Below are 19,870 nucleotides of genomic sequence, written 5' to 3'. Positions count from 1 at the left end.
GGCTGTCCATAGAGCGTAATACGGTACAACAGCAGCAAAGTATTAAACAGCTTAAATATTCGCAAGTATAATAAGCGTCAGTTTCTTGAGATGATTTAACACGATGGCAGATATTACCCCTGCAAATCTTCTTGAAAATCAGGAAGATTCGCACAACTTTCATCCGATGCCGGGTGCGCGGAATCCGCATCTACAAACGATGCTGCCTCGCATTCTACGCCGCCGCTTACAGTTTGATCCCTGGTGGCAGCGCCTGGAGTTGCCGGACGGCGACTTCGTCGATCTCGCCTGGAGCGAAGAGCCCGGGCAAGCAAAACACAAACCGCGTCTGGTCGTGTTTCACGGCCTGGAAGGAAGCCTGCACAGTCCGTATGCGCATGGTCTTATCCATGCGGCAAAAGAGCGCGGCTGGCTGGGCGTGGTGATGCATTTTCGCGGGTGTAGCGGCATTCCCAACCGCCTGAACCGCATCTACCACTCCGGCGAAACCGAAGATGGCACCTGGTTTTTGCGCTGGCTGCCAGAAACCTTCGGCCCGGCGCCGACCGCGGCGGTAGGGTATTCGCTGGGCGGCAATATGCTTGGCTGTCTGTTGGCCAAAGCCGATGATTCTCTTCCCGTTGATGCAGCCGTGATTGTCTCTGCGCCATTGATGCTGGAAGCGTGCAGCTATCATATGGAAAAAGGGTTTTCCCGCTTCTATCAGCGTTACCTGCTGAATTTGCTGAAAGCGAACGCCGCACGCAAATTAAGAGCCTATCCCGGCTCGCTGCCGACAACGCTGCCAGCGCTGCGGAAAGTGCGGCGTATCCGTGAATTTGACGATTTGATCACCGCCAAAATCCACGGCTTTGCGGATGCGCTGGATTACTATCGCCGCTGTAGCGCCATGCCGCAGTTGCCGCTGATCCGCAAACCGACGCTGATCATTCACGCCAAAGATGATCCGTTTATGGATCACAACGTCATTCCCGACGCCGGGCATTTACCGCCAAATATTGAGTACCAACTGACAGAACACGGCGGTCATGTCGGGTTTGTCGGCGGTACACTGCGCCGACCGGAAATGTGGCTGGAAAAGCGCATTCCGGACTGGCTTTCCACCTGGCTGAGAACATCATGATTATTCCCTGGCAAGAGATTGACGCCGACACGCTGAACAATCTGATTGAGAGCTTTGTCTTGCGCGAAGGCACCGATTATGGTGAACATGAACGTTCGCTAGAACAAAAAGTCGCTGACGTTAAACGTCAACTGCAACGCGGTGAAGCTGTACTGGTGTGGTCGGAACTGCACGAGACAGTAAATATTATGCCGCGGGGGCAGTTCCACGGTTAACCGGGTAGATGGCGGCTGACTATACTGCAAACACAGTTTTATTCAGGGAGTTGCTATGTCCGCCAAACATCCGGTCATCGCCGTTACTGGCTCCAGCGGCGCGGGAACCACCACGACCAGCGTCGCCTTCCGTAAAATCTTCGCCCAGCTCGATATGCATGCCGCAGAAGTGGAAGGTGACAGCTTCCATCGCTATACCCGTCCGGAAATGGATATGGCGATCCGCAAAGCCCGCGATCTTGGGCGGCATATCAGTTACTTTGGCCCGGATGCCAATGACTTTGGCCTGCTCGAACAAACCTTTAGCGAATATGGCCAGAGCGGAACCGGGCAAACGCGTAAATATCTGCATACCTACGATGAAGCGGTGCCGTGGAATCAGGTTCCGGGCACGTTTACGCCCTGGCAACCGCTGCCGGAACCCACCGACGTGCTGTTTTACGAAGGGCTGCACGGCGGCGTAGTAACACCGCAAAATGACGTGGCGCGGCACGTTGATTTGCTGGTTGGCGTGGTGCCGATCGTCAACCTGGAGTGGATCCAGAAACTGATTCGCGACACCAGCGAACGCGGACACTCCCGTGAAGCAGTGATGGATTCGGTGGTTCGCTCGATGGAAGATTACATCAACTTTATCACCCCGCAGTTTTCCCGTACGCACATCAACTTCCAGCGTGTGCCGACAGTCGATACTTCTAACCCTTTTGCCGCAAAAGGCATTCCGTCACTCGATGAAAGCTTTGTGGTCATTCACTTCCAGAATTTGCAGGGCATTGATTACCCGTGGCTGTTGGCGATGCTGCAAGGTTCGTTTATTTCCCATATGGATACGCTGGTGGTACCGGGCGGCAAGATGGGGCTGGCGATGGAATTGATTATGACGCCGCTGGTGCAACGGCTGATGGAAGGGAAAAAGATTAAGTAGCCCGGCAAACCGATCGCCGGGCCAGGGCATCAGGCTTCGATAACCTCGTAGGAGTGGGTGATCTTCACGGCCTTCTCCAGCATCAACGCTACGGAGCAATATTTTTCTGCCGACAGATCCACCGCGCGGGAAACCGCCGCGTCTTTCAGCGCCTTACCGGTGACGATAAAGTGCAGATTGATGTGCGTAAACAGACGCGGCGCTTCTTCACGGCGCTCGGAAGTCAGCTTCACTTCGCAGTCGGTCACGTCGTGGCGTCCTTTCTGCAGGATGGAAACGACGTCAATTGCGCTGCAACCGCCCGCAGCCATCAGCACCATCTCCATCGGACTTGGCGCTTTATCCCCGGAATTACCGTCCATCAGAATTTGGTGGCCAGATGCGGACTCACCCAGGAAGGTTAACCCTTCAACCCATTTCACTCGTGCCTGCATTTTATTCACTCCGGAGTAGTAATTTTCTCCACAGATTACGCGTACATAACAAAACTCGCAACGGAAGGCGACCTGCGTCATGCTGAAGCGAGACACCAGGAGACAGGCGTGAAAACCTATGCTAAAACAATCTGGATGCTACAGAGATAAATGGATGTTACGCATGTATGCATGACATCGTAGATTAGAGGCCGCAGATAACGCTGACGGCCTACTTCTCAGGACATGAGAAGCTTTGATTGCAACCCCGGAAGCAGGCTGAAACTACATCCCCGCTTTCGGAGCCAGCTTATAACAGAGGATAACCGCGCATGGTGCTTGGCAAACCGCAAACAGACCCGACTCTCGAATGGTTCTTGTCTCATTGCCACATTCATAAGTACCCGTCGAAGAGCACGCTGATTCACCAGGGTGAAAAAGCGGAAACGCTGTACTACATCGTTAAAGGCTCAGTGGCAGTGCTAATCAAGGATGAGGAAGGTAAAGAGATGATTCTCTCTTACCTTAATCAGGGTGATTTTATCGGTGAACTGGGCTTGTTCGAAGAAGGTCAGGAGCGCAGTGCCTGGGTACGCGCCAAGACCGCTTGTGAAGTCGCCGAGATTTCCTACAAAAAATTCCGTCAGCTTATCCAGGTGAACCCGGATATTCTGATGCGCCTCTCCGCACAGATGGCGCGTCGCCTTCAGGTGACCTCGGAGAAAGTCGGCAACCTGGCGTTCCTGGACGTAACGGGCCGTATCGCGCAGACGCTGCTGAATCTGGCAAAACAGCCGGACGCAATGACTCACCCGGACGGCATGCAGATTAAAATCACTCGCCAGGAGATTGGCCAAATCGTTGGCTGCTCCCGTGAGACTGTCGGCCGCATCCTGAAAATGCTGGAAGATCAGAACCTGATCTCCGCCCACGGTAAAACCATCGTGGTATACGGAACACGTTAATCCGTAAAACGGCGCATCGTTTACCCGGCGCGCCGTTTTTCTCTCCTCATGTGGCGCAGGCTGATTTATCACCCCGAAATCAACTACGCACTGCGACAAACGCTGGTGTTATGTCTGCCTGTGGCGATTGGCCTGCTCGTCGGCCATCTGCAACAGGGTCTGCTTTTCTCACTCGTTCCCGCTTGCTGCAATATTGCCGGTCTCGACACGCCGCATAAGCGTTTCTTTAAGCGCCTGATTATTGGCGGCAGTCTGTTTGCGGGTAGCAGCCTGGCTGTGCAATTGCTGTTGGCGGAAGATCTTCCGCTGCCGCTGATCTTTACCATGCTGACCCTGCTACTGGGCGTCACGGCCGAGATCAGCGCATTGCACGCGCGCTTACTGCCCGCCTCGCTGATTGCCGCCATCTTCACGCTCAGCCTCGCCGGGAATATGCCGGTGTGGGAACCACTGCTGATCTACGCGCTGGGCACGCTGTGGTACGGGCTGTTTAACTGGTTCTGGTTCTGGATGTGGCGGGAACAACCGCTGCGCGAATCGTTAAGCCTGCTCTACCGGCAACTGGCTGATTATTGCGAGGCCAAATACAGCCTGCTGACGCAGCACGCCGATCCGGAAAAAGCCCTGCCGCCGCTGCTTGCACGCCAGCAAAAAGCGGTGGATATGATAAGCCAGTGCTATCAACAATTGCATATGCTGGCGGCCAATCAGCATAACGACTACAAACGCCTGCTGCGCGTTTTCCAGGTCGCGCTGGATTTGCAAGAGCATATTTCCGTTAGCCTGCACCAGCCGGAAGAAGTACAAAAACTGGTTGAACAAACCCATGCCGAGCAGGTGATCCGCTGGAATGCGCAGACCGTTGCCGCCCGTTTACGCGTGCTGGCGGACGATATTCTCTACCATCGGTATCCGACGCGTTTCACGATGGAGAAGCAAATTGGCGCGCTGGAAAAAATCGCCCGCCAGCACCCGGATAATCCGGTAGGCCAGTTCTGCGCCTGGCACTTTAGCCGCATCGCCCGCGTACTACGTACGCAGCGTCCTCTGTACATCCGCGATTTGATGGCAGAGAAGCAGCGTCGATTACCATTTCTCCCGGCGCTGAAAAGCTATTTGTCCCTGAAATCCGCCGCGCTGCGTAATGCGGCGCGCATCAGTGTGATGCTCAGTATTGCCGGCCTGATGGGCAGCGCCCTGCATCTGCCGAAGCCCTACTGGATCATGATGACAATTATGTTTGTTACGCAAAATGGTTATGGCGCGACACGCGTACGCATTGTCCACCGGGCGGCAGGAACCATTGCCGGGCTGGTGATCGCCGGGATCACGTTGCACTTTCATGTTCCGCTCGGCTTTACGCTGACGGCCATGTTATTGATTACGCTGGTCAGCTATCTGATTATCCGCAAAAACTACGGCTGGGCGATGGTCGGCTTTACCATTACCGCGGTGTACTCATTGCAACTGTTGACCTTAAACGGCGAAGAATTTATTGTCGCGCGGCTAATCGATACCTTAATTGGCTGCCTGATCGCCTTTGGCGGTATGGTCTGGCTGTGGCCGCAATGGCAAAGCGGTTTGCTGCGCCAGAATGCCCACGACGCGCTGGAAACAGACCAGCAGGCGATTCGCCTGATCCTCAGCGATGACCCGCAGCCCACGCCGCTCGCCTGGCAGCGTATGCGCGTCAACCAGGCACATAATGCACTTTTTAACTCGCTCAATCAGGCAATGCAGGAACCGGGCTTTAACACCCGTTATCTGGAAGATATGAAGTTGTGGGTGACGCACAGTCAATTTATTGTCGAACATATCAATGCGATGACCACGCTGGCGCGTGAGCATACGATGCTGACGCCGGAGCTGGCGCAGCGCTATTTACAGTCCTGCGAAATTGCGCTGCAACGTTGTCAGCAGCGGCTGGAGTATGACGGACCGGGAGAGTCCGGTGATGTGAATATTCTTGAAGCGCCGGAAACGTTGACCCACGGGCCAATGAGCACGCTTGAACAGCATTTACAACGGGTTATCGGGCATCTGAACACCATGCACACCATTTCGTCAGTGGCATGGCGTCAGCGCCCGCATCATGGCATCTGGCTAAGCCGACGCCTTAACCATTAACCACTTTCTCTACCGCGCTGGCAAAGCGGCGCATCCCTTCATCAATATCCTGCTCGTCAATAACCAGCGACGGCGCAAAGCGCATTACGTCCGGACCGGCGTTCAGCACCATTACGCCCGCATCTGCGGCAGCATAGAGAAAATCACGCGCGCGGCCTTTGAACGGCGCAGTCAATTCAGCGCCAATCAACAACCCCATGCCGCGAACTTCGCTGAAGAGTTGATATTTTTCGCCGATCTGCTGCAAATGCTTAACGAAAAGCTGGCGTTTAGCATTCACACCGTTGAGCACTTCTGGCGTGTTGATAATGTCAAAAGCCGTTCCCGCTACCGCGCAGGCCAGCGGGTTGCCGCCATAGGTGGAACCGTGCGAACCGGCGTGGAACACGCTGGCGATCTCATTGGTCGTCAACATTGCGCTGATCGGGAAACCGCCCCCCAGCGCTTTCGCACTGGTCAGAATGTCCGGCGTCACGCCATAGTGCATATAAGCAAACAGATCGCCGCTACGGCCCATGCCGCATTGCACTTCATCAAATACCAGCAGTGCTTTGTGCTGATCGCACAGTTCGCGCAGCCCTTGCAAAAACTCCGGCGTTGCTGCCGTAACACCGCCTTCCCCCTGGATCGGCTCGACCACCACCGCGCAGGTATGATCATCCATGACAGCTTTCACCGCGTGCAGATCGTTGAACGGCACATGAATGATATCGGCTGGTTTCGGGCCAAAACCGTCGGAATATTTCGGTTGACCACCAACCGTGACGGTAAACAGCGAACGACCGTGGAAAGCATTGTGGAAGGCAATAATTTTGGTTTTATACGGACTATGGCGAGTGGATGCATAAAAACGCGCCAGCTTAAAGGCGGTTTCGTTCGCTTCCGTGCCGGAGTTCATAAACACCACGCGCTCGGCAAAAGTCGCGTCAATCAGTTTACGCGCCAGACGCAGAGCCGGTTCGTTGGTGAATACATTGCTGATATGCCACAGCGTTTCACCCTGCGTTTTCAACGTTTCTACCAGCGCGGGATGGCAGTGTCCTAAAGCAGTTACCGCAATTCCACCTGCAAAATCAACATACTCTTTACCCTGCTGATCCCACACACGACTGCCTTTTCCCTTCACCGGGATAAACTCGGCCGGTGCGTAAATTGGCAGAATCACTTCATCGAAGTTTGCACGCGTTACCGCGTCTTGCTGAGTTGCCATGTCTTGCCCATCCAATTTTTTGTTGCATTGATTATGAAAATATAATCACGAAATATGCATAAAAAATCACTGCATGGCAACCAGAAATCACCGTTTGAGGAAGTTTTCCAGTAACTGGTGGCCCTGCTCGCTAAGAATACTTTCCGGGTGAAACTGTACGCCTTCCAGATCCCACTGCCGATGGCGAATCCCCATTATTTCCCCGCTTTCCGTGCGCGCAGTGACTTCAAAGCAGGCGGGTAGCGTAGGTGGATCAATCACCAAAGAATGGTAACGGGTGACGGTTAACGGATTATTAAGCCCGGTAAACACGCCGCTATTGTTATGGGTAATGGGCGATGTTTTGCCGTGCATCACTTTTGCCGCACGGACGATCGTCGCGCCAAAGGCCTGGGCAATCGCCTGATGACCAAGACAGACGCCCAGCACAGGAAGTTTGCCTGCATAATGGCGAATGACTTCCAGTGAAATACCGGCCTCATCGGGCGTACAAGGGCCTGGCGAGATAACGATTTTTTGCGGTGCCAGCGCGGCAATATCCTCAAGCGAAAGCTCATCGTTACGCCTCACCTCCACCCTTGCGCCCAGTTCGCAAAAGTATTGATACAGGTTCCAGGTGAAGGAGTCGTAATTGTCGATAAGCAGGATCATAGCGGCCTCGGTAAAATAAACCGCGCTAGTTTACTCGCTTTCGACAGCTTCGCTTACCACTTTACGGAAGATAGCGCACAGTGGATCTAAATCACCCATCGCTCCGGCCTGGTTCGCCGCGCTCCAGCGTTCAGGAGCGATACCGCGCCAGTCCAGAATATAGCCGGCGTGCAGCGCAAGCTGTTCAAAAAAGATGCGCTGTGCGATGCCATTGCCGAGGCGGAATGGATGCAGCACATTGATCTCACAGTAGTAGTGCGCAAGTCGTTCGATAAACGCATCCGCAGACAGGCCGCACAACCACTCTTCTTCTTCCAGTTGCTGCATCAGCGCGTTGCCCTCTTTTTCGATGTATTCGAAATGGCAAAAACGCGTATCGCCCTCGTAGATGTCTACTTCCCGAAACTTCCCGGCCCAGTCGAACACATCCTGATAAAGGTGATGATGAATAGCGCAAAGATGCGGAAGCCCGCGCGCCAGCGGCCCCAGTCCAAGCGTCGCTGCACGTAATGCCGTCAGCTCATAAGCAGCTTGTTCAAGGCGCTGCGCCTGGTGGATACCCAGTAAGTTGCGCATCACATTCAGGCCTGGATAGAGGTAAGGATCGCGGCCATCGCCAAATTTATCGCTCATAGTGCCTCCGGAGTTCTGCAAGTCGGATGTTGGCTTCTTCGGCGGTGAGCGTCACCAGCGCGCTGTCAACGCCTTCCAGTCGTCGGCTGGCCTGAAAGTTAACATTGCGCTGCTGCTCCCAGAGACGGGATTTTTGCCTGTCGGTGAGTTTTTTCGGCATAGCGCCTCCCTGTTTGCACATGTAGTTGCCCAAATTATAAGCAGCAATTTAACGTTACGCAGGGAAGCGAACTAAGCACGGGCGAAAAACCCGTGCGAAGGGAGTGTTACGGCAGCACTTTTGCGGAAAGGATAACAACCGGTTTTGACGGGACATTCTGGTACGGGCCAACATCGTGCGTGGGCACCTGAGAAATTTTATCCGCCACATCCATCCCTTTCACAACTTTACCGAATACCGCATAGCCGAAATCACGTTGGCCGTGGTCGAGGAAAGCGTTATCCGCAACGTTGATGAAGAACTGGCTGGTCGCGCTGTCTTTATCCGCAGTGCGCGCCATTGCAATAGTACCGCGCGTGTTACGCAGACCGTTGTCAGCTTCGTTTTTGATCGGCGGGTTAGGCTGTTTCTGCTGCATCTGCTCGTTGAAACCACCGCCCTGCACCATGAACCCCGGGATCACACGATGAAACGTCGTGTTGTTGTAGAAACCGTTGTTAACGTAATCAAGGAAGTTTTTCACCGACACAGGGGCTTTCTGGTTGTTCAGCTCCAGTTCGATATTACCTGCGGAGGTGGTGAGCAGAACATGGGGGTCGCCTTTTGCCGCCAGCGCAACAGGGGAAAGAGCAGAAAGGGCAAACACAGCCACAACAGCCGCCAGAGTCGATTTAACCATAGGGTTTCCTTAACGAAGTGCAGTAAAGAAAGCGAGTGGCTTGATTCTAAAGAGCAGTCAGCCAGCAGGCCAGCCTTTTACTTAATTTTACGTATTTGGAAACATATGTAACGTCAGGCCGCTCACAACCGCAAGAATACGGCCTGACGCCGCAGGTTATCGTGCGTGATAACGGCTGAACAGCACCTCTTCACCGCCGCTGTCCATCTTCACCCAACTTTGCGCAGGCTGCGTACTGGCAATCACTCGCCCCTGGCGAATAGACCATCTCACAGGCACCTGGCAACGCACAGCATCAAACCCGCTTTCCACCGGCAAAATAATCATATTGGCCGGGTTGCCGGGGACGATACCGTACTGTGTCAGACCGAAAGTTCTGGCGCTGTTATGGGTGATTAAACGCAGCCCTTGATCAATTTGCTGATAGCCCATCAGCTGGCAGACATGCAGCCCCATATGCAGCACCTGCAACATATTGCCCGTACCAAGCGGATACCAGGGATCAAACACATCATCATGACCAAAGCAGACATTGATGTCCGCCGCCAGCAGCTCTTTCACGCGCGTGATGCCCCGACGTTTCGGATAATCATCAAAACGCCCTTGCAAATGAATATTGACCAGTGGATTGGCGACGAAGTTAATGCCGGAAAGCTTCAGCAGGCGGAACAGTCGCGAGGTGTAAGCACCGTTATAAGAGTGCATGGCGGTGGTATGACTGGCCGTCACACGCGGGCCAATCCCCATTTTCAGCGCCAGTGCAGCCACCGTCTCAACAAAACGCGACTGTTCGTCATCGATTTCATCACAGTGAATATCCAGCGGGCGGTCATATTTTTGCGCCAGTTCAAAGGCAATGTGCAGCGATTCCACGCCGTACTCGCGGGTAAACTCAAAATGCGGGATCGCGCCGACAACATCGGCGCCCAGACGTAACGCCTCTTCCAGCAACTCCGCACCATTGGGGTAAGAGAGAATGCCTTCCTGTGGAAACGCAACAATCTGCAAATCGATCCACGGCGCGACCTCCGCTTTCACTTCCAGCATCGCTTTCAGCGCAGTCAGGGAGGGATCGGAGACATCAACATGGGTGCGCACATGCTGCACGCCATTAGCCATTTGCCACTTCAGCGTCTGCCAGGCGCGTGCTTTCACATCCTCATGGCTAAGCAACGCCTTGCGTTCCGCCCAGCGTTCAATCCCCTCAAACAGCGTACCGGACTGGTTCCAGTTCGGCTCACCGGCGGTTTGCGTAGTATCAAGGTGGATATGCGGTTCGATAAAAGGTGGCAGCGCCAGGCCGCCGCGGGCATTCAGTACTTCGAGGCTATCGCTGTGCGTTGCGCCCATCGGCGTAATTTCGCCAAAGCGCCCTTGTTCGATGGCGATTTGCCACAGCCCTTCGCGATCGGGTAAATGCACATTCTGAACCAACCAAAGCGGTGTTGCCGACATAGCATGCCTCCGTGTTTTCATCAGATATCTTGTATCAGAGACGCGAGCAAAAACCCGCTTTTTTTTGCACACATTTAACGCAAACCATAAAAACCATTGATATCCACAACTTATAAAAACTAATAAAAATCAATAAGCTACTCATTAAGTGGTAGGCGAAGATGTATTTGATGCACATCAATAAGTGGGGGGGCTGAATCGTTAAGGTAGGAGGTAATAGAAAAGAAATCGAGGCAAAAATGAGCAAAGTCAAACTCGCTATTATCGGTAACGGCATGGTCGGCCACCGTTTTATTGAGGATCTCCTCGATAAAACCGACGCCGCTCAGTTCGATATTACTGTCTTTTGTGAAGAGCCGCGTAAAGCCTACGACCGCGTCCATCTCTCTTCCTATTTTTCTCATCATACCGCCGAAGAGTTGTCGCTGGTTCGCGAAGGCTTTTACGAAAAACACGGTGTGAAAGTGCTGGTAGGCGAACGCGCCATCACTATCAATCGGCAGGAAAAAGTGATTCACTCCAGCGCCGGGCGCACGGTCTATTACGACAAGCTGATCATGGCGACCGGCTCCTATCCGTGGATCCCACCGATCAAAGGTTCCGAAACGCAGGACTGCTTCGTCTACCGCACCATTGAAGATTTAAACGCTATTGAAGCCTGCGCGCGTCGTAGCCGTCGTGGTGCCGTGGTCGGCGGCGGTCTGCTGGGCCTGGAAGCTGCTGGCGCGCTGAAAAACCTCGGCGTCGAAACGCATGTGATCGAATTCGCCCCGATGCTGATGGCCGAGCAGCTCGATCAGATGGGCGGCGAACAGCTGAAGCGTAAAATTGAAAGCATGGGCGTACGCGTTCACACCAGCAAAAACACCAAAGAGATCGTGCAGGAAGGCAGAGAAGCGCGCAAAACCATGCGCTTTGCCGACGGCAGCGAGCTGGAAGTGGACTTTATCGTCTTCTCAACCGGTATTCGCCCGCGCGACAAGCTGGCGACTCAGTGCGGCCTGGAAGTGGCGCAACGTGGCGGTATCGTGATCAACGATAACTGCCAGACCTCCGATCCGAACATCTACGCCATCGGTGAATGCGCCAACTGGAATAACCGCGTGTATGGCCTGGTCGCGCCGGGTTATAAAATGGCGCAGGTCGCTGTAGATCATATTCTGGGTACGCAAAACGCCTTTGAAGGCGCGGATCTCAGCGCCAAACTGAAGTTGCTCGGTGTCGATGTGGGCGGTATCGGCGATGCGCATGGCCGTACGCCAGGCGCGCGCAGCTATGTTTATCTCGACGAAAGCAAAGAGGTCTACAAACGTCTGATCGTCAGCCCGGATAACAAAACCCTGCTCGGCGCGGTGCTGGTGGGCGACACCAGCGATTTCGGCAACCTGCTGCAACTGGTGCTTAACGCCATCGAACTGCCAGAAAATCCGGATGCGCTGATCCTGCCTGCACATGCCAGCAGCGGCAAACCGTCAATCGGTGTCGATAAGCTGCCGGACAGCGCGCAAATCTGCTCCTGTTTCGACGTGTCCAAAGGCGCTCTGATCGCCGCCATCAATAAAGGCTGTCATACCGTTGCTGCGCTGAAAGCTGAAACCAAAGCCGGTACCGGCTGCGGCGGTTGTATCCCGCTGGTGACGCAAGTGCTGAACGCCGAGCTGGCAAAACAGGGTATCGAGGTTACCAACAATCTGTGCGAGCACTTTGCCTACTCGCGCCAGGAGCTGTATCACCTGATCCGTGTGGAAGGGATTAAATCCTTCGACGAGCTGCTGGCGAAATACGGTAAAGGCTACGGCTGCGAAGTATGTAAACCGACCATTGGTTCGCTGCTCGCTTCCTGCTGGAACGAGTACATCCTGAAACCGCAACATACGCCGTTGCAGGACACCAACGACAACTTCCTCGCCAATATCCAGAAAGACGGTACGTATTCGGTGATCCCGCGCTCCGCAGGCGGCGAAATCACACCGGAAGGGTTGATGGAAGTGGGCCGTATCGCCCGTGAGTTCAACCTGTATACCAAAATCACCGGTTCACAGCGTATCGGCCTGTTCGGCGCGCAAAAAGACGATCTGCCGGAAATCTGGCGTCAACTTATCGACGCCGGTTTCGAAACGGGCCATGCGTACGCTAAAGCATTACGTATGGCGAAAACCTGCGTCGGCTCCACCTGGTGCCGCTACGGCGTTGGCGACAGCGTTGGCTTTGGCGTCGAACTGGAGAATCGCTACAAAGGCATCCGTACGCCGCACAAAATGAAATTCGGCGTTTCCGGTTGTACCCGCGAGTGTGCGGAAGCCCAGGGGAAAGATGTCGGTATGATTGCCACCGAAAAGGGCTGGAACTTGTATGTTTGCGGTAACGGCGGTATGAAACCACGCCATGCGGATCTGCTGGCTGCCGATCTCGACCGCGAAACCCTGCTGCACTACCTTGATCGCTTTATGATGTTTTACATCCGCACCGCTGACAAGTTGACCCGTACCGCCTCCTGGCTGGAAAGCATGGAAGGCGGCATTGAGTACCTGAAAAGCGTGATTATCGACGACAAGCTGGGCTTTGACGCGCAACTGGAAGAAGAGATGACCCGCCTGCGTGAAGCAGTAATTTGCGAATGGACAGAAACCGTGAACACACCTGCCGCCCAGACGCGCTTCAAACACTTTATCAACAGCGATCGCCGCGACCCGAATGTGCAAGTGGTGCCGGAACGCGAACAACATCGCCCGGCAACGCCCTATGAACGTATTCCGGTCGTATTAGTGGAGGAAAACGCATGAGCCAGTGGAACACTATCTGCAAAATCGATGACATTGTGCCTGCCACCGGTGTCTGCGCGCTGGTAAACGGCAAACAAGTCGCCGTTTTCCGCCCGCGCCATGACGATCAGGTTTTTGCCATCAGCAATATCGATCCCTTCTTTGAAGCCAGTGTGCTCTCTCGTGGGATTATCGCCGAACATCAGGGCGATCTGTGGGTGGCAAGCCCGCTGAAAAAACAGCGCTTCCGTCTGCGTGATGGCCTGTGTATGGAGGATGAAAGCCGTTCTGTCGCGCATTTCGACGCGCGAGTCAAAGAAGGTGAAGTCCAGATCAAAGCCTGACTCTCCAGCGGGAGCGCAACGCTCCCGCTCCTTCAAGATTCCCTTAACTTCCGCAGTTCTCTTGCTGGTATGCTACGTCGAACAACAACAATACCGAGGTAATGTCGTGGATCATTTGCCCATTTTCTGTCAATTACGCGATCGCGCATGCCTGCTGGTTGGCGGCGGCGATGTCGCCGAACGCAAAGCCCGGCTGCTGATGGACGCAGGCGCCCGGCTGACCGTTAACGCTCTCGCGTTTACGCCACAGTTTACCGTCTGGGCGGCGGAAGGCATGCTGACGCTGGCGGAAGGCGCATTCGAAGAGACGCTGCTTGATGATTGCTGGCTGGCGATCGCCGCCACGGACAACGAAGCCGTTAACCAGCAGGTCAGCACTGCGGCTGAAGCGCGCCGCATCTTCTGTAATGTAGTCGATGCTCCCACGCAGGCGAGTTTTATCATGCCGTCAATTATTGACCGCTCACCGCTAATGGTGGCCGTCTCCTCCGGCGGTACTTCGCCGGTACTGGCACGCTTGCTGCGTGAGAAGCTGGAATCGCTGCTACCGCAACATCTCGGCCATGTTGCACACTTTGCTGGCAAGCTACGCGGTCGTGTAAAGCGCCAGTTCGCCAGCGTCGGTGAACGCCGCCGTTTCTGGGAAAAACTGTTTGTTAACGATCGGCTGGCGCAATCTCTGGCGAACCAGAACACTCCAGCGGTAGAAAAAATCACCGAACAGCTGCTGGCCGAGCCGCTGGATAACCGCGGCGAAGTTGTGCTGGTGGGTGCGGGCCCTGGCGATGCCGGATTACTGACGTTGAAAGGTTTGCAGCAGATCCAGCAAGCCGATGTGGTGGTCTACGATCGTTTGGTTTCGGATGAGATCATGAACCTGGTGCGCCGCGACGCCGATCGTGTCTTTGTCGGTAAACGCGCAGGTTATCACTGTGTACCGCAGGAAGAGATCAACCAGATCCTGCTGCGAGAAGCGAAGCAGGGCAAACGCGTTGTGCGTCTGAAGGGCGGCGATCCGTTTATTTTCGGCCGCGGCGGCGAAGAGCTGGAAACCTTGTGCCATGCAGGAATTCCCTTCTCCGTTGTACCGGGGATTACCGCAGCCTCCGGCTGTTCGGCCTATTCAGGCATTCCCCTGACGCACCGCGATTATGCACAAAGCGTACGGCTGGTAACGGGGCATCTGAAGACCGGCAGCGAGCTGGACTGGGCCAACCTGGCGGCAGAAAAACAGACACTGGTGTTTTATATGGGCTTAAATCAGGCCACCACCATTCAGGCTCAATTGATTGCACACGGCATGCAGGCCGATATGCCGGTTGCGCTGGTGGAAAACGGCACCTCGGTGCAGCAGCGTGTGGTGAGCGGTGATTTATCGCAACTCGGCGAACTGGCGCAGCAGGTGGAAAGCCCGGCGCTGATTATTGTGGGTCGCGTCGTGGCGCTACGCGATAAACTGAAATGGTTTTGAAATAAATTGCCGGATGGCGGCTTCGCTCATCCGGCAATCATCAATTACGGTTTGGCGACAAAGCCAATCGCTTCGTAGACTTTTTTCAGCGTTTCAGAGGCGCGTGCACTGGCTTTCTCAGCCCCCTCTTTCATCACCTGCTGCAGGAAGGCTTCGTCATTGCGGTAGCGATGATAACGCTCCTGCAACTCGGTCAGCATACCGGAAACCGCTTCCGCCACTTCGCCTTTCAGATGTCCATACATTTTGCCTTCGAAGTGCTGTTCCAGCTCCGGAATGCTCTGGCCGGTAACGGCGGAGAGAATATCCAGCAGGTTGGAAACGCCCGCTTTGTTGGCGATATCATAACGCACAACCGGCGGCTCGTCGGAATCGGTCACCGCGCGTTTGATTTTCTTCACCACGGATTTCGGATCTTCCAGCAGGCCAATCACGTTATTACGGTTATCGTCCGACTTGGACATCTTCTTCGTTGGTTCCAGCAGCGACATCACGCGCGCACCGGATTTCGGAATGAACGGCTCCGGCACTTTAAAGATATCGCCGTAGATCGCGTTAAAACGCTGGGCGATATCGCGGCTCAGTTCCAGATGCTGCTTCTGATCTTCCCCAACCGGCACCTGATTGGTCTGGTACAGCAAAATATCTGCCGCCATCAGTACCGGATAATCAAACAGACCGGCGTTGATGTTTTCCGCATAGCGAGCGGATTTGTCTTTGAACTGCGTCATACGGCTCAGCTCACCAAAATAGGTGTAGCAGTTCAGCGCCCAGCCCAACTGGGCATGTTCAGTCACATGCGACTGAACGAAAATGGTACTTTTCTGCGGATCAATACCACAGGCCAGATACAGCGCCAGCGTATCCAGCGTCGCTTTACGCAGCGCCTGCGGGTCCTGACGCACGGTAATCGCGTGCTGGTCAACGATGCAATAGATACAGTGGTAGTCGTCCTGCATGTTTACCCACTGACGCAGCGCACCCATATAGTTGCCAATGGTTAGTTCACCTGAGGGCTGTGCGCCACTAAAGACGATGGGCTTAGTCATGTTTCATTTCCTGATGTTCAATATGCGAAAGCCCAAATGCGGGCAGTAAGTCCTTAAAGTGATCAAATACGAGATCTGGTTCGCTCAGGGTGATCGCTTCGCCGTAGTTATAACCGTAAGTCAGGCCCACAGAAACGCTGCCTGCCGCTTTCGCAGCCAGGATATCGTTACGCGAATCACCCACGAAAAGTAGCTCGTGAGGCTGAATATTGAGCTTTTTACACACCAGAAGCAACGGTTCCGGGTGCGGCTTTTTGTTCACCACATCGTCGCCGCCGACGACAAAAGAGAAGAATTGTGCGATATCAAGCGCTTCCAGCAGCGGAGCGACAAACGGCGTCGGTTTGTTGGTCACCAGCGCCAGCGGCAGACCTTGAGCGTGCAGTGCAGCCAGGGTGTCTGCCACGTCCGGGAACAGGAAACTGCCCTCTTCCACCGTCTCTTCGTAATAGCGGTTAAACAGCTTACGCAGCATGCGAATCTGCTCTTCCTGCGGAACATGCTCTTCAATGTCTGGCTTGCCCTGCGCCGCACGCTGGATAGCACGTTCCTGGCGCGACCAGTTGAATGCTCGCTCCATCAGCACATCCGCGCCGTTACCAATCCAGGTCACCACGCGCGCTTCACCGGCCTGGGGGAGTTCCAGCGCATACAACGCGCTGTCTACGGCGGCCGTCAAACCCGGCGCGCTATCCACCAGCGTACCATCCAGATCGAAAGCCACACCTTGAATCGACTGCAATTTATCCATGACTTACCTTCGCCAGTTCGCTACGCATTTCATCAATAACCTGTTTGTAATCCGGCTTATCAAAAATCGCCGACCCCGCCACGAACATATCCGCACCAGCAGCGGCAATCTCGCCGATATTGCTGGCTTTAACCCCGCCATCAACTTCCAGACGAATATCAAAACCGGAAGCATCAATGCGGCGGCGAACTTCGCGCAGTTTATCCAGCGTATGCGGAATAAAGGATTGACCACCAAAACCGGGGTTCACCGACATCAGCAGGATCACATCCAGCTTGTCCATTACATAATCCAGGTAGCTCAGCGGCGTCGCCGGGTTAAACACCAGCCCCGCTTTACAACCCTGCTCTTTGATCAGTTGCAGCGTGCGGTCAACATGCTCGGAAGCTTCAGGATGAAATGTAATGATGCTCGCACCCGCGGCGGCGAAATCCGGCACCAGACGGTCAACCGGTTTCACCATCAAATGCACGTCGATAGGTGCGGTGATGCCGTAGTTGCGCAGCGCTTTAAGCACCATCGGCCCGATAGTCAGGTTCGGTACGTAATGGTTGTCCATTACATCGAAGTGGACAACGTCGCCACCAGCGGCCAGCGCGTTGGCAGTGTCTTCGCCCAGGCGAGCAAAGTCAGCCGATAAAATCGAAGGGGCAATCAAATACTGTTTCATCCGCATCTCCTTGAGAAAATAGGGCCTGGCAACGCGGCGAAAGCGAGTTAAGGTGTCGCCGGGCGATAGAGCGCCAGCAATTCATCCACCTTTTTACGTGTGCCGCCGTTACTGCTGATACTGCGGCGCACTTTCACCACATGCAATTTTGCCTGATGATACCACTCACGCGTCAACGCGGTGTCGTGGTTGGAAATCAATACCGGGATCCGGTTCTGCACCAGGTTCTCGGCAATGGTGGCCAGGTGCGCCTGCTGCTCCAGACTGAAGCTGTTTGTGTGGTACGCCGTAAAGTTTGCCGTTGCAGAAAGCGGGGCATAAGGCGGATCGCAGTAGACGACTGAATTCTCGTCAGCGCGCGCCATACTGTCGGCGTAGGATTCGCAGTAAAAAAAGGCATTCTGCGCTTTTTCCGCGAAGTGATACAACTCCGCTTCCGGAAAATAGGGTTTTTTATAGCGACCGAACGGCACATTAAATTCGCCGCGCAGATTATAACGGCACAGGCCGTTATAACCATGCCGGTTGAGGTACAAAAACAGCAACGCGCGCCGGAACGGATCCTGGCACTGGTTAAATTCCTCGCGCAACTGATAGTAAATCACCGACTGATTCGTCGCAGGCATGAACAATTCCCGCGCATACTGAACGTATTCATCAGGGCGGTCTTTGACGATGTTATAGAGGCTAATCAAATCGCTGTTGATATCAGCGAGGATATAGCGGGAGAACGAGGTGTTAAGAAACACCGAACCCGCGCCGACGAACGGCTCGATCAGGCATTCACCCTCTGGCAGATGCCTTCCGATATCGTCCAGCAGGGGGTATTTCCCCCCTGCCCATTTCAAAAAAGCGCGATTCTTTTTCATGCTGACTGATTACTTACACTCTCTCCGGCTGTGGAGAAAGCTCCGACAGCATCCTGCGCTTTAAACATTACTTCAGATCGGCCTGAACCTGATGCAGCGGCTTAGCCCACGGGTTTTTCGCCTGTACATCAGCGGGAAGCGTAGCAACTGCGCGTTTTGCATCATCTTTTGATGCATATACGCCGCTTACCAGCACATACCACGGCTGGCCGTTACGCGTAGTCTGATAAACCACGAAGTTTTTCAGATTTTCTTTCTTCGCCCACGAATTCAGGTTGCTGTAATTCGAGGAACTGCTCAGTTGCAGCGTGTAGTGGCTGCCCGGAGCCGATTTCAGCGCGCCAACATTCCCGGTTGAGACTGCGCTGCTTGCAGCGGGTGCAGTAGCCTGCGCAGCGGCTTTCGGCTGTTGTACCGGCGCAGCAGTCGCAGCAGTTGTCGTTGTCGCCGGTGCTTTCACCGGAGCGGTTACCGCAGTTTCAGTGCGTTTTGGCGGCTGGGCAACCGGTTTTGACTCGGCTTTCGCGACCGGCGCTTTAACGACCGGTTTCGGCTCAATCACCATCTGCTTGCGCTCAGGACGCGTTGCCGCCGAATGACTTTCTGCAGTCTGCCGTGCATTGCCGTTATGTACCGGTGCTACCGTTGCAGGTTCTGTTGGCAACGTGGAGCTTACCGCATTGTCAATCTGCGCCTGGCTTTGCGGCTGCGACAGCGCGGTGTTCAGATCGCCCTGAACTTCCACACGCTGCTGGCCCGCAGGCGTTGCAGGCGATTCACCCTGAGATGGCGTCGAGGAGATCGGCGGTAAGGTAACATCCTGCGGCGCAGGCGCATTGCCAGCAGGTTGCTGGACAGGCGATGTACCGGCAGCGGGCTGTGCGTTATTCGCCTGGTTAGCGGCGGCGGAGCTGTCCGCACTGCCATTGTTACCGGAGAGATCGATATTCTTCTCTGCCGGAGCATTCTGTTCATTGGCCGTGGAGGGCGCAGGGGATTTCAACGCGGAACCGATACCGATAATGAGCAATAACAGAACCAGAACGCCAATGCCCATCATCATGTACTGGCGCGAAGCAGGTTTCGCGGCAGCCGCTTTCTTACGCTTGCGCGGACGACGTTCTTCACGCTCTTCGTCCAGAGCTTCATCTTCTTCGTCGTAGCCCTCTTCTTCGCGCTCATCACGCGCCCGGCGGGTACGCGAAGGACGGCGGTCGTCGGCATCGAGATCAATATCATCGAAATTGATCTGCGGTTCATCGACACGATCGGAAGATTGACGAGAACGACCAGTACGACGATCGCTGGGATCGGTTTTCAGCTCGTCTTCTGGTTTGTATTCATCCATTTAACACCCCACACAAAGGCGTATGCCACGACATGCATAGCGCCCGAAGT

The 19,870-nt window shown here is 54.6% G+C and carries 20 protein-coding genes; 8 read left to right on the top strand and 12 right to left on the bottom strand.

Going from position 1 to position 19,870, the window contains the following annotated elements; all coding sequences use genetic code 11:
- The first annotated feature begins 103 nt into the window (after nucleotides 1–103).
- From Y71_RS01895 to Y71_RS01885, 3 genes are read left to right on the top strand one after another with little or no spacing between them, the layout of a single operon-like run.
- Nucleotides 104–1,123 carry a hydrolase gene (locus Y71_RS01895; RefSeq protein ID WP_007369774.1) on the top strand — a complete coding sequence of 340 codons (1,020 nt, stop codon included), beginning with the start codon at nucleotides 104–106 and terminating at the stop codon, nucleotides 1,121–1,123.
- Nucleotides 1,120–1,338 (top strand): YheU family protein, encoded by a 219-nt coding sequence (locus Y71_RS01890; RefSeq protein ID WP_007369773.1) that lies wholly within the window; start codon nucleotides 1,120–1,122, stop codon nucleotides 1,336–1,338. The genes Y71_RS01895 and Y71_RS01890 overlap by 4 nt, the downstream gene beginning before the upstream one ends.
- 55 nt (nucleotides 1,339–1,393) lie before the next feature.
- A complete protein-coding gene (locus Y71_RS01885; protein ID WP_007369772.1) occupies nucleotides 1,394–2,263 on the top strand; it encodes a phosphoribulokinase in 870 nt (289 codons plus the stop codon).
- 29 nt (nucleotides 2,264–2,292) lie between these two features.
- Here the strand turns inward: Y71_RS01885 and Y71_RS01880 are convergent, their stop codons facing one another.
- Entirely contained in the window at nucleotides 2,293–2,697 is a 405-nt protein-coding gene (locus Y71_RS01880; RefSeq protein WP_007369771.1) for an OsmC family protein, read from the bottom strand.
- Nucleotides 2,698–3,008: 311 nt separating this feature from the next.
- Here Y71_RS01880 and crp point away from each other — a divergent pair, with 311 nt between their 5' ends.
- Together crp and Y71_RS01865 are read left to right on the top strand one after the other, a co-directional pair.
- Entirely contained in the window at nucleotides 3,009–3,641 is a 633-nt protein-coding gene (gene crp, locus Y71_RS01870) for a cAMP-activated global transcriptional regulator CRP (RefSeq protein ID WP_000242755.1), read from the top strand.
- 48 nt (nucleotides 3,642–3,689) lie between these two features.
- Entirely contained in the window at nucleotides 3,690–5,768 is a 2,079-nt protein-coding gene (locus Y71_RS01865) for a YccS/YhfK family putative transporter (protein WP_007369770.1), read from the top strand.
- On the opposite strand, the gene argD is transcribed toward Y71_RS01865, so the two are convergent.
- From argD to Y71_RS01835, 6 genes are all read right to left on the bottom strand, one after another.
- Entirely contained in the window at nucleotides 5,758–6,978 is a 1,221-nt protein-coding gene (argD, locus tag Y71_RS01860; RefSeq protein ID WP_007369769.1) for a bifunctional acetylornithine/succinyldiaminopimelate transaminase, read from the bottom strand. The genes Y71_RS01865 and argD overlap by 11 nt on opposite strands.
- Nucleotides 6,979–7,065: 87 nt before the next feature.
- Nucleotides 7,066–7,629 carry an aminodeoxychorismate synthase component 2 gene (gene pabA / locus Y71_RS01855; RefSeq protein WP_007369768.1) on the bottom strand — a complete coding sequence of 188 codons (564 nt, stop codon included), beginning with the start codon at nucleotides 7,627–7,629 and terminating at the stop codon, nucleotides 7,066–7,068.
- Nucleotides 7,630–7,659: 30 nt separating this feature from the next.
- Complete coding sequence (locus tag Y71_RS01850) at nucleotides 7,660–8,262, bottom strand: putative adenosine monophosphate-protein transferase Fic (RefSeq protein WP_007369767.1); 603 nt, start codon at nucleotides 8,260–8,262, stop codon at nucleotides 7,660–7,662.
- Nucleotides 8,252–8,422, bottom strand: a complete 171-nt coding sequence (locus Y71_RS01845) for a YhfG family protein (protein WP_007369766.1) — start codon at nucleotides 8,420–8,422, stop codon at nucleotides 8,252–8,254. Before Y71_RS01845 ends, Y71_RS01850 begins: the two co-directional genes overlap by 11 nt.
- Nucleotides 8,423–8,528: 106 nt before the next feature.
- On the bottom strand, nucleotides 8,529–9,101 hold the full coding sequence (gene ppiA / locus Y71_RS01840; protein ID WP_007369765.1) for a peptidylprolyl isomerase A: 573 nt from the start codon (nucleotides 9,099–9,101) through the stop codon (nucleotides 8,529–8,531).
- A 156-nt stretch (nucleotides 9,102–9,257) separates the two neighbouring features.
- Complete coding sequence (locus Y71_RS01835; RefSeq protein WP_007369764.1) at nucleotides 9,258–10,556, bottom strand: cytosine deaminase; 1,299 nt, start codon at nucleotides 10,554–10,556, stop codon at nucleotides 9,258–9,260.
- 239 nt (nucleotides 10,557–10,795) lie between these two features.
- Here Y71_RS01835 and nirB point away from each other — a divergent pair, with 239 nt between their 5' ends.
- The 3 genes from nirB (at nucleotide 10,796) to cysG (ending at nucleotide 15,133) form a co-directional block, all read left to right on the top strand.
- Complete coding sequence (gene nirB / locus Y71_RS01825) at nucleotides 10,796–13,339, top strand: nitrite reductase large subunit NirB (protein ID WP_007369762.1); 2,544 nt, start codon at nucleotides 10,796–10,798, stop codon at nucleotides 13,337–13,339.
- A complete protein-coding gene (nirD, locus tag Y71_RS01820; RefSeq protein WP_007369761.1) occupies nucleotides 13,336–13,662 on the top strand; it encodes a nitrite reductase small subunit NirD in 327 nt (108 codons plus the stop codon). Before nirB ends, nirD begins: the two co-directional genes overlap by 4 nt.
- A 106-nt stretch (nucleotides 13,663–13,768) precedes the next feature.
- Nucleotides 13,769–15,133 carry a siroheme synthase CysG gene (cysG, locus tag Y71_RS01815; RefSeq protein WP_007369760.1) on the top strand — a complete coding sequence of 455 codons (1,365 nt, stop codon included), beginning with the start codon at nucleotides 13,769–13,771 and terminating at the stop codon, nucleotides 15,131–15,133.
- Nucleotides 15,134–15,177: 44 nt separating this feature from the next.
- On the opposite strand, the gene trpS is transcribed toward cysG, so the two are convergent.
- The 5 genes from trpS to damX all read right to left on the bottom strand — a co-directional run bounded on the left by trpS (nucleotide 15,178) and on the right by damX (nucleotide 19,820).
- Entirely contained in the window at nucleotides 15,178–16,182 is a 1,005-nt protein-coding gene (trpS, locus tag Y71_RS01810) for a tryptophan--tRNA ligase (protein WP_007369759.1), read from the bottom strand.
- A complete protein-coding gene (gph, locus tag Y71_RS01805; RefSeq protein WP_007369758.1) occupies nucleotides 16,175–16,933 on the bottom strand; it encodes a phosphoglycolate phosphatase in 759 nt (252 codons plus the stop codon). Before gph ends, trpS begins: the two co-directional genes overlap by 8 nt.
- Entirely contained in the window at nucleotides 16,926–17,603 is a 678-nt protein-coding gene (gene rpe, locus Y71_RS01800; RefSeq protein WP_007369757.1) for a ribulose-phosphate 3-epimerase, read from the bottom strand. Before rpe ends, gph begins: the two co-directional genes overlap by 8 nt.
- A gap of 47 nt (nucleotides 17,604–17,650) precedes the next feature.
- Nucleotides 17,651–18,472, bottom strand: a complete 822-nt coding sequence (dam, locus tag Y71_RS01795) for an adenine-specific DNA-methyltransferase (protein WP_007369756.1) — start codon at nucleotides 18,470–18,472, stop codon at nucleotides 17,651–17,653.
- A 67-nt stretch (nucleotides 18,473–18,539) separates the two neighbouring features.
- Nucleotides 18,540–19,820, bottom strand: a complete 1,281-nt coding sequence (gene damX / locus Y71_RS01790; RefSeq protein ID WP_007369755.1) for a cell division protein DamX — start codon at nucleotides 19,818–19,820, stop codon at nucleotides 18,540–18,542.
- Nucleotides 19,821–19,870: the final 50 nt, after the last annotated feature.

The sequence above is a fragment of the Kosakonia radicincitans DSM 16656 genome (genome assembly GCF_000280495.2).
Taxonomy (GTDB): Bacteria; Pseudomonadota; Gammaproteobacteria; order Enterobacterales; family Enterobacteriaceae; genus Kosakonia; species Kosakonia radicincitans.
This window is presented reverse-complemented; position numbering and strand designations above follow the sequence as displayed.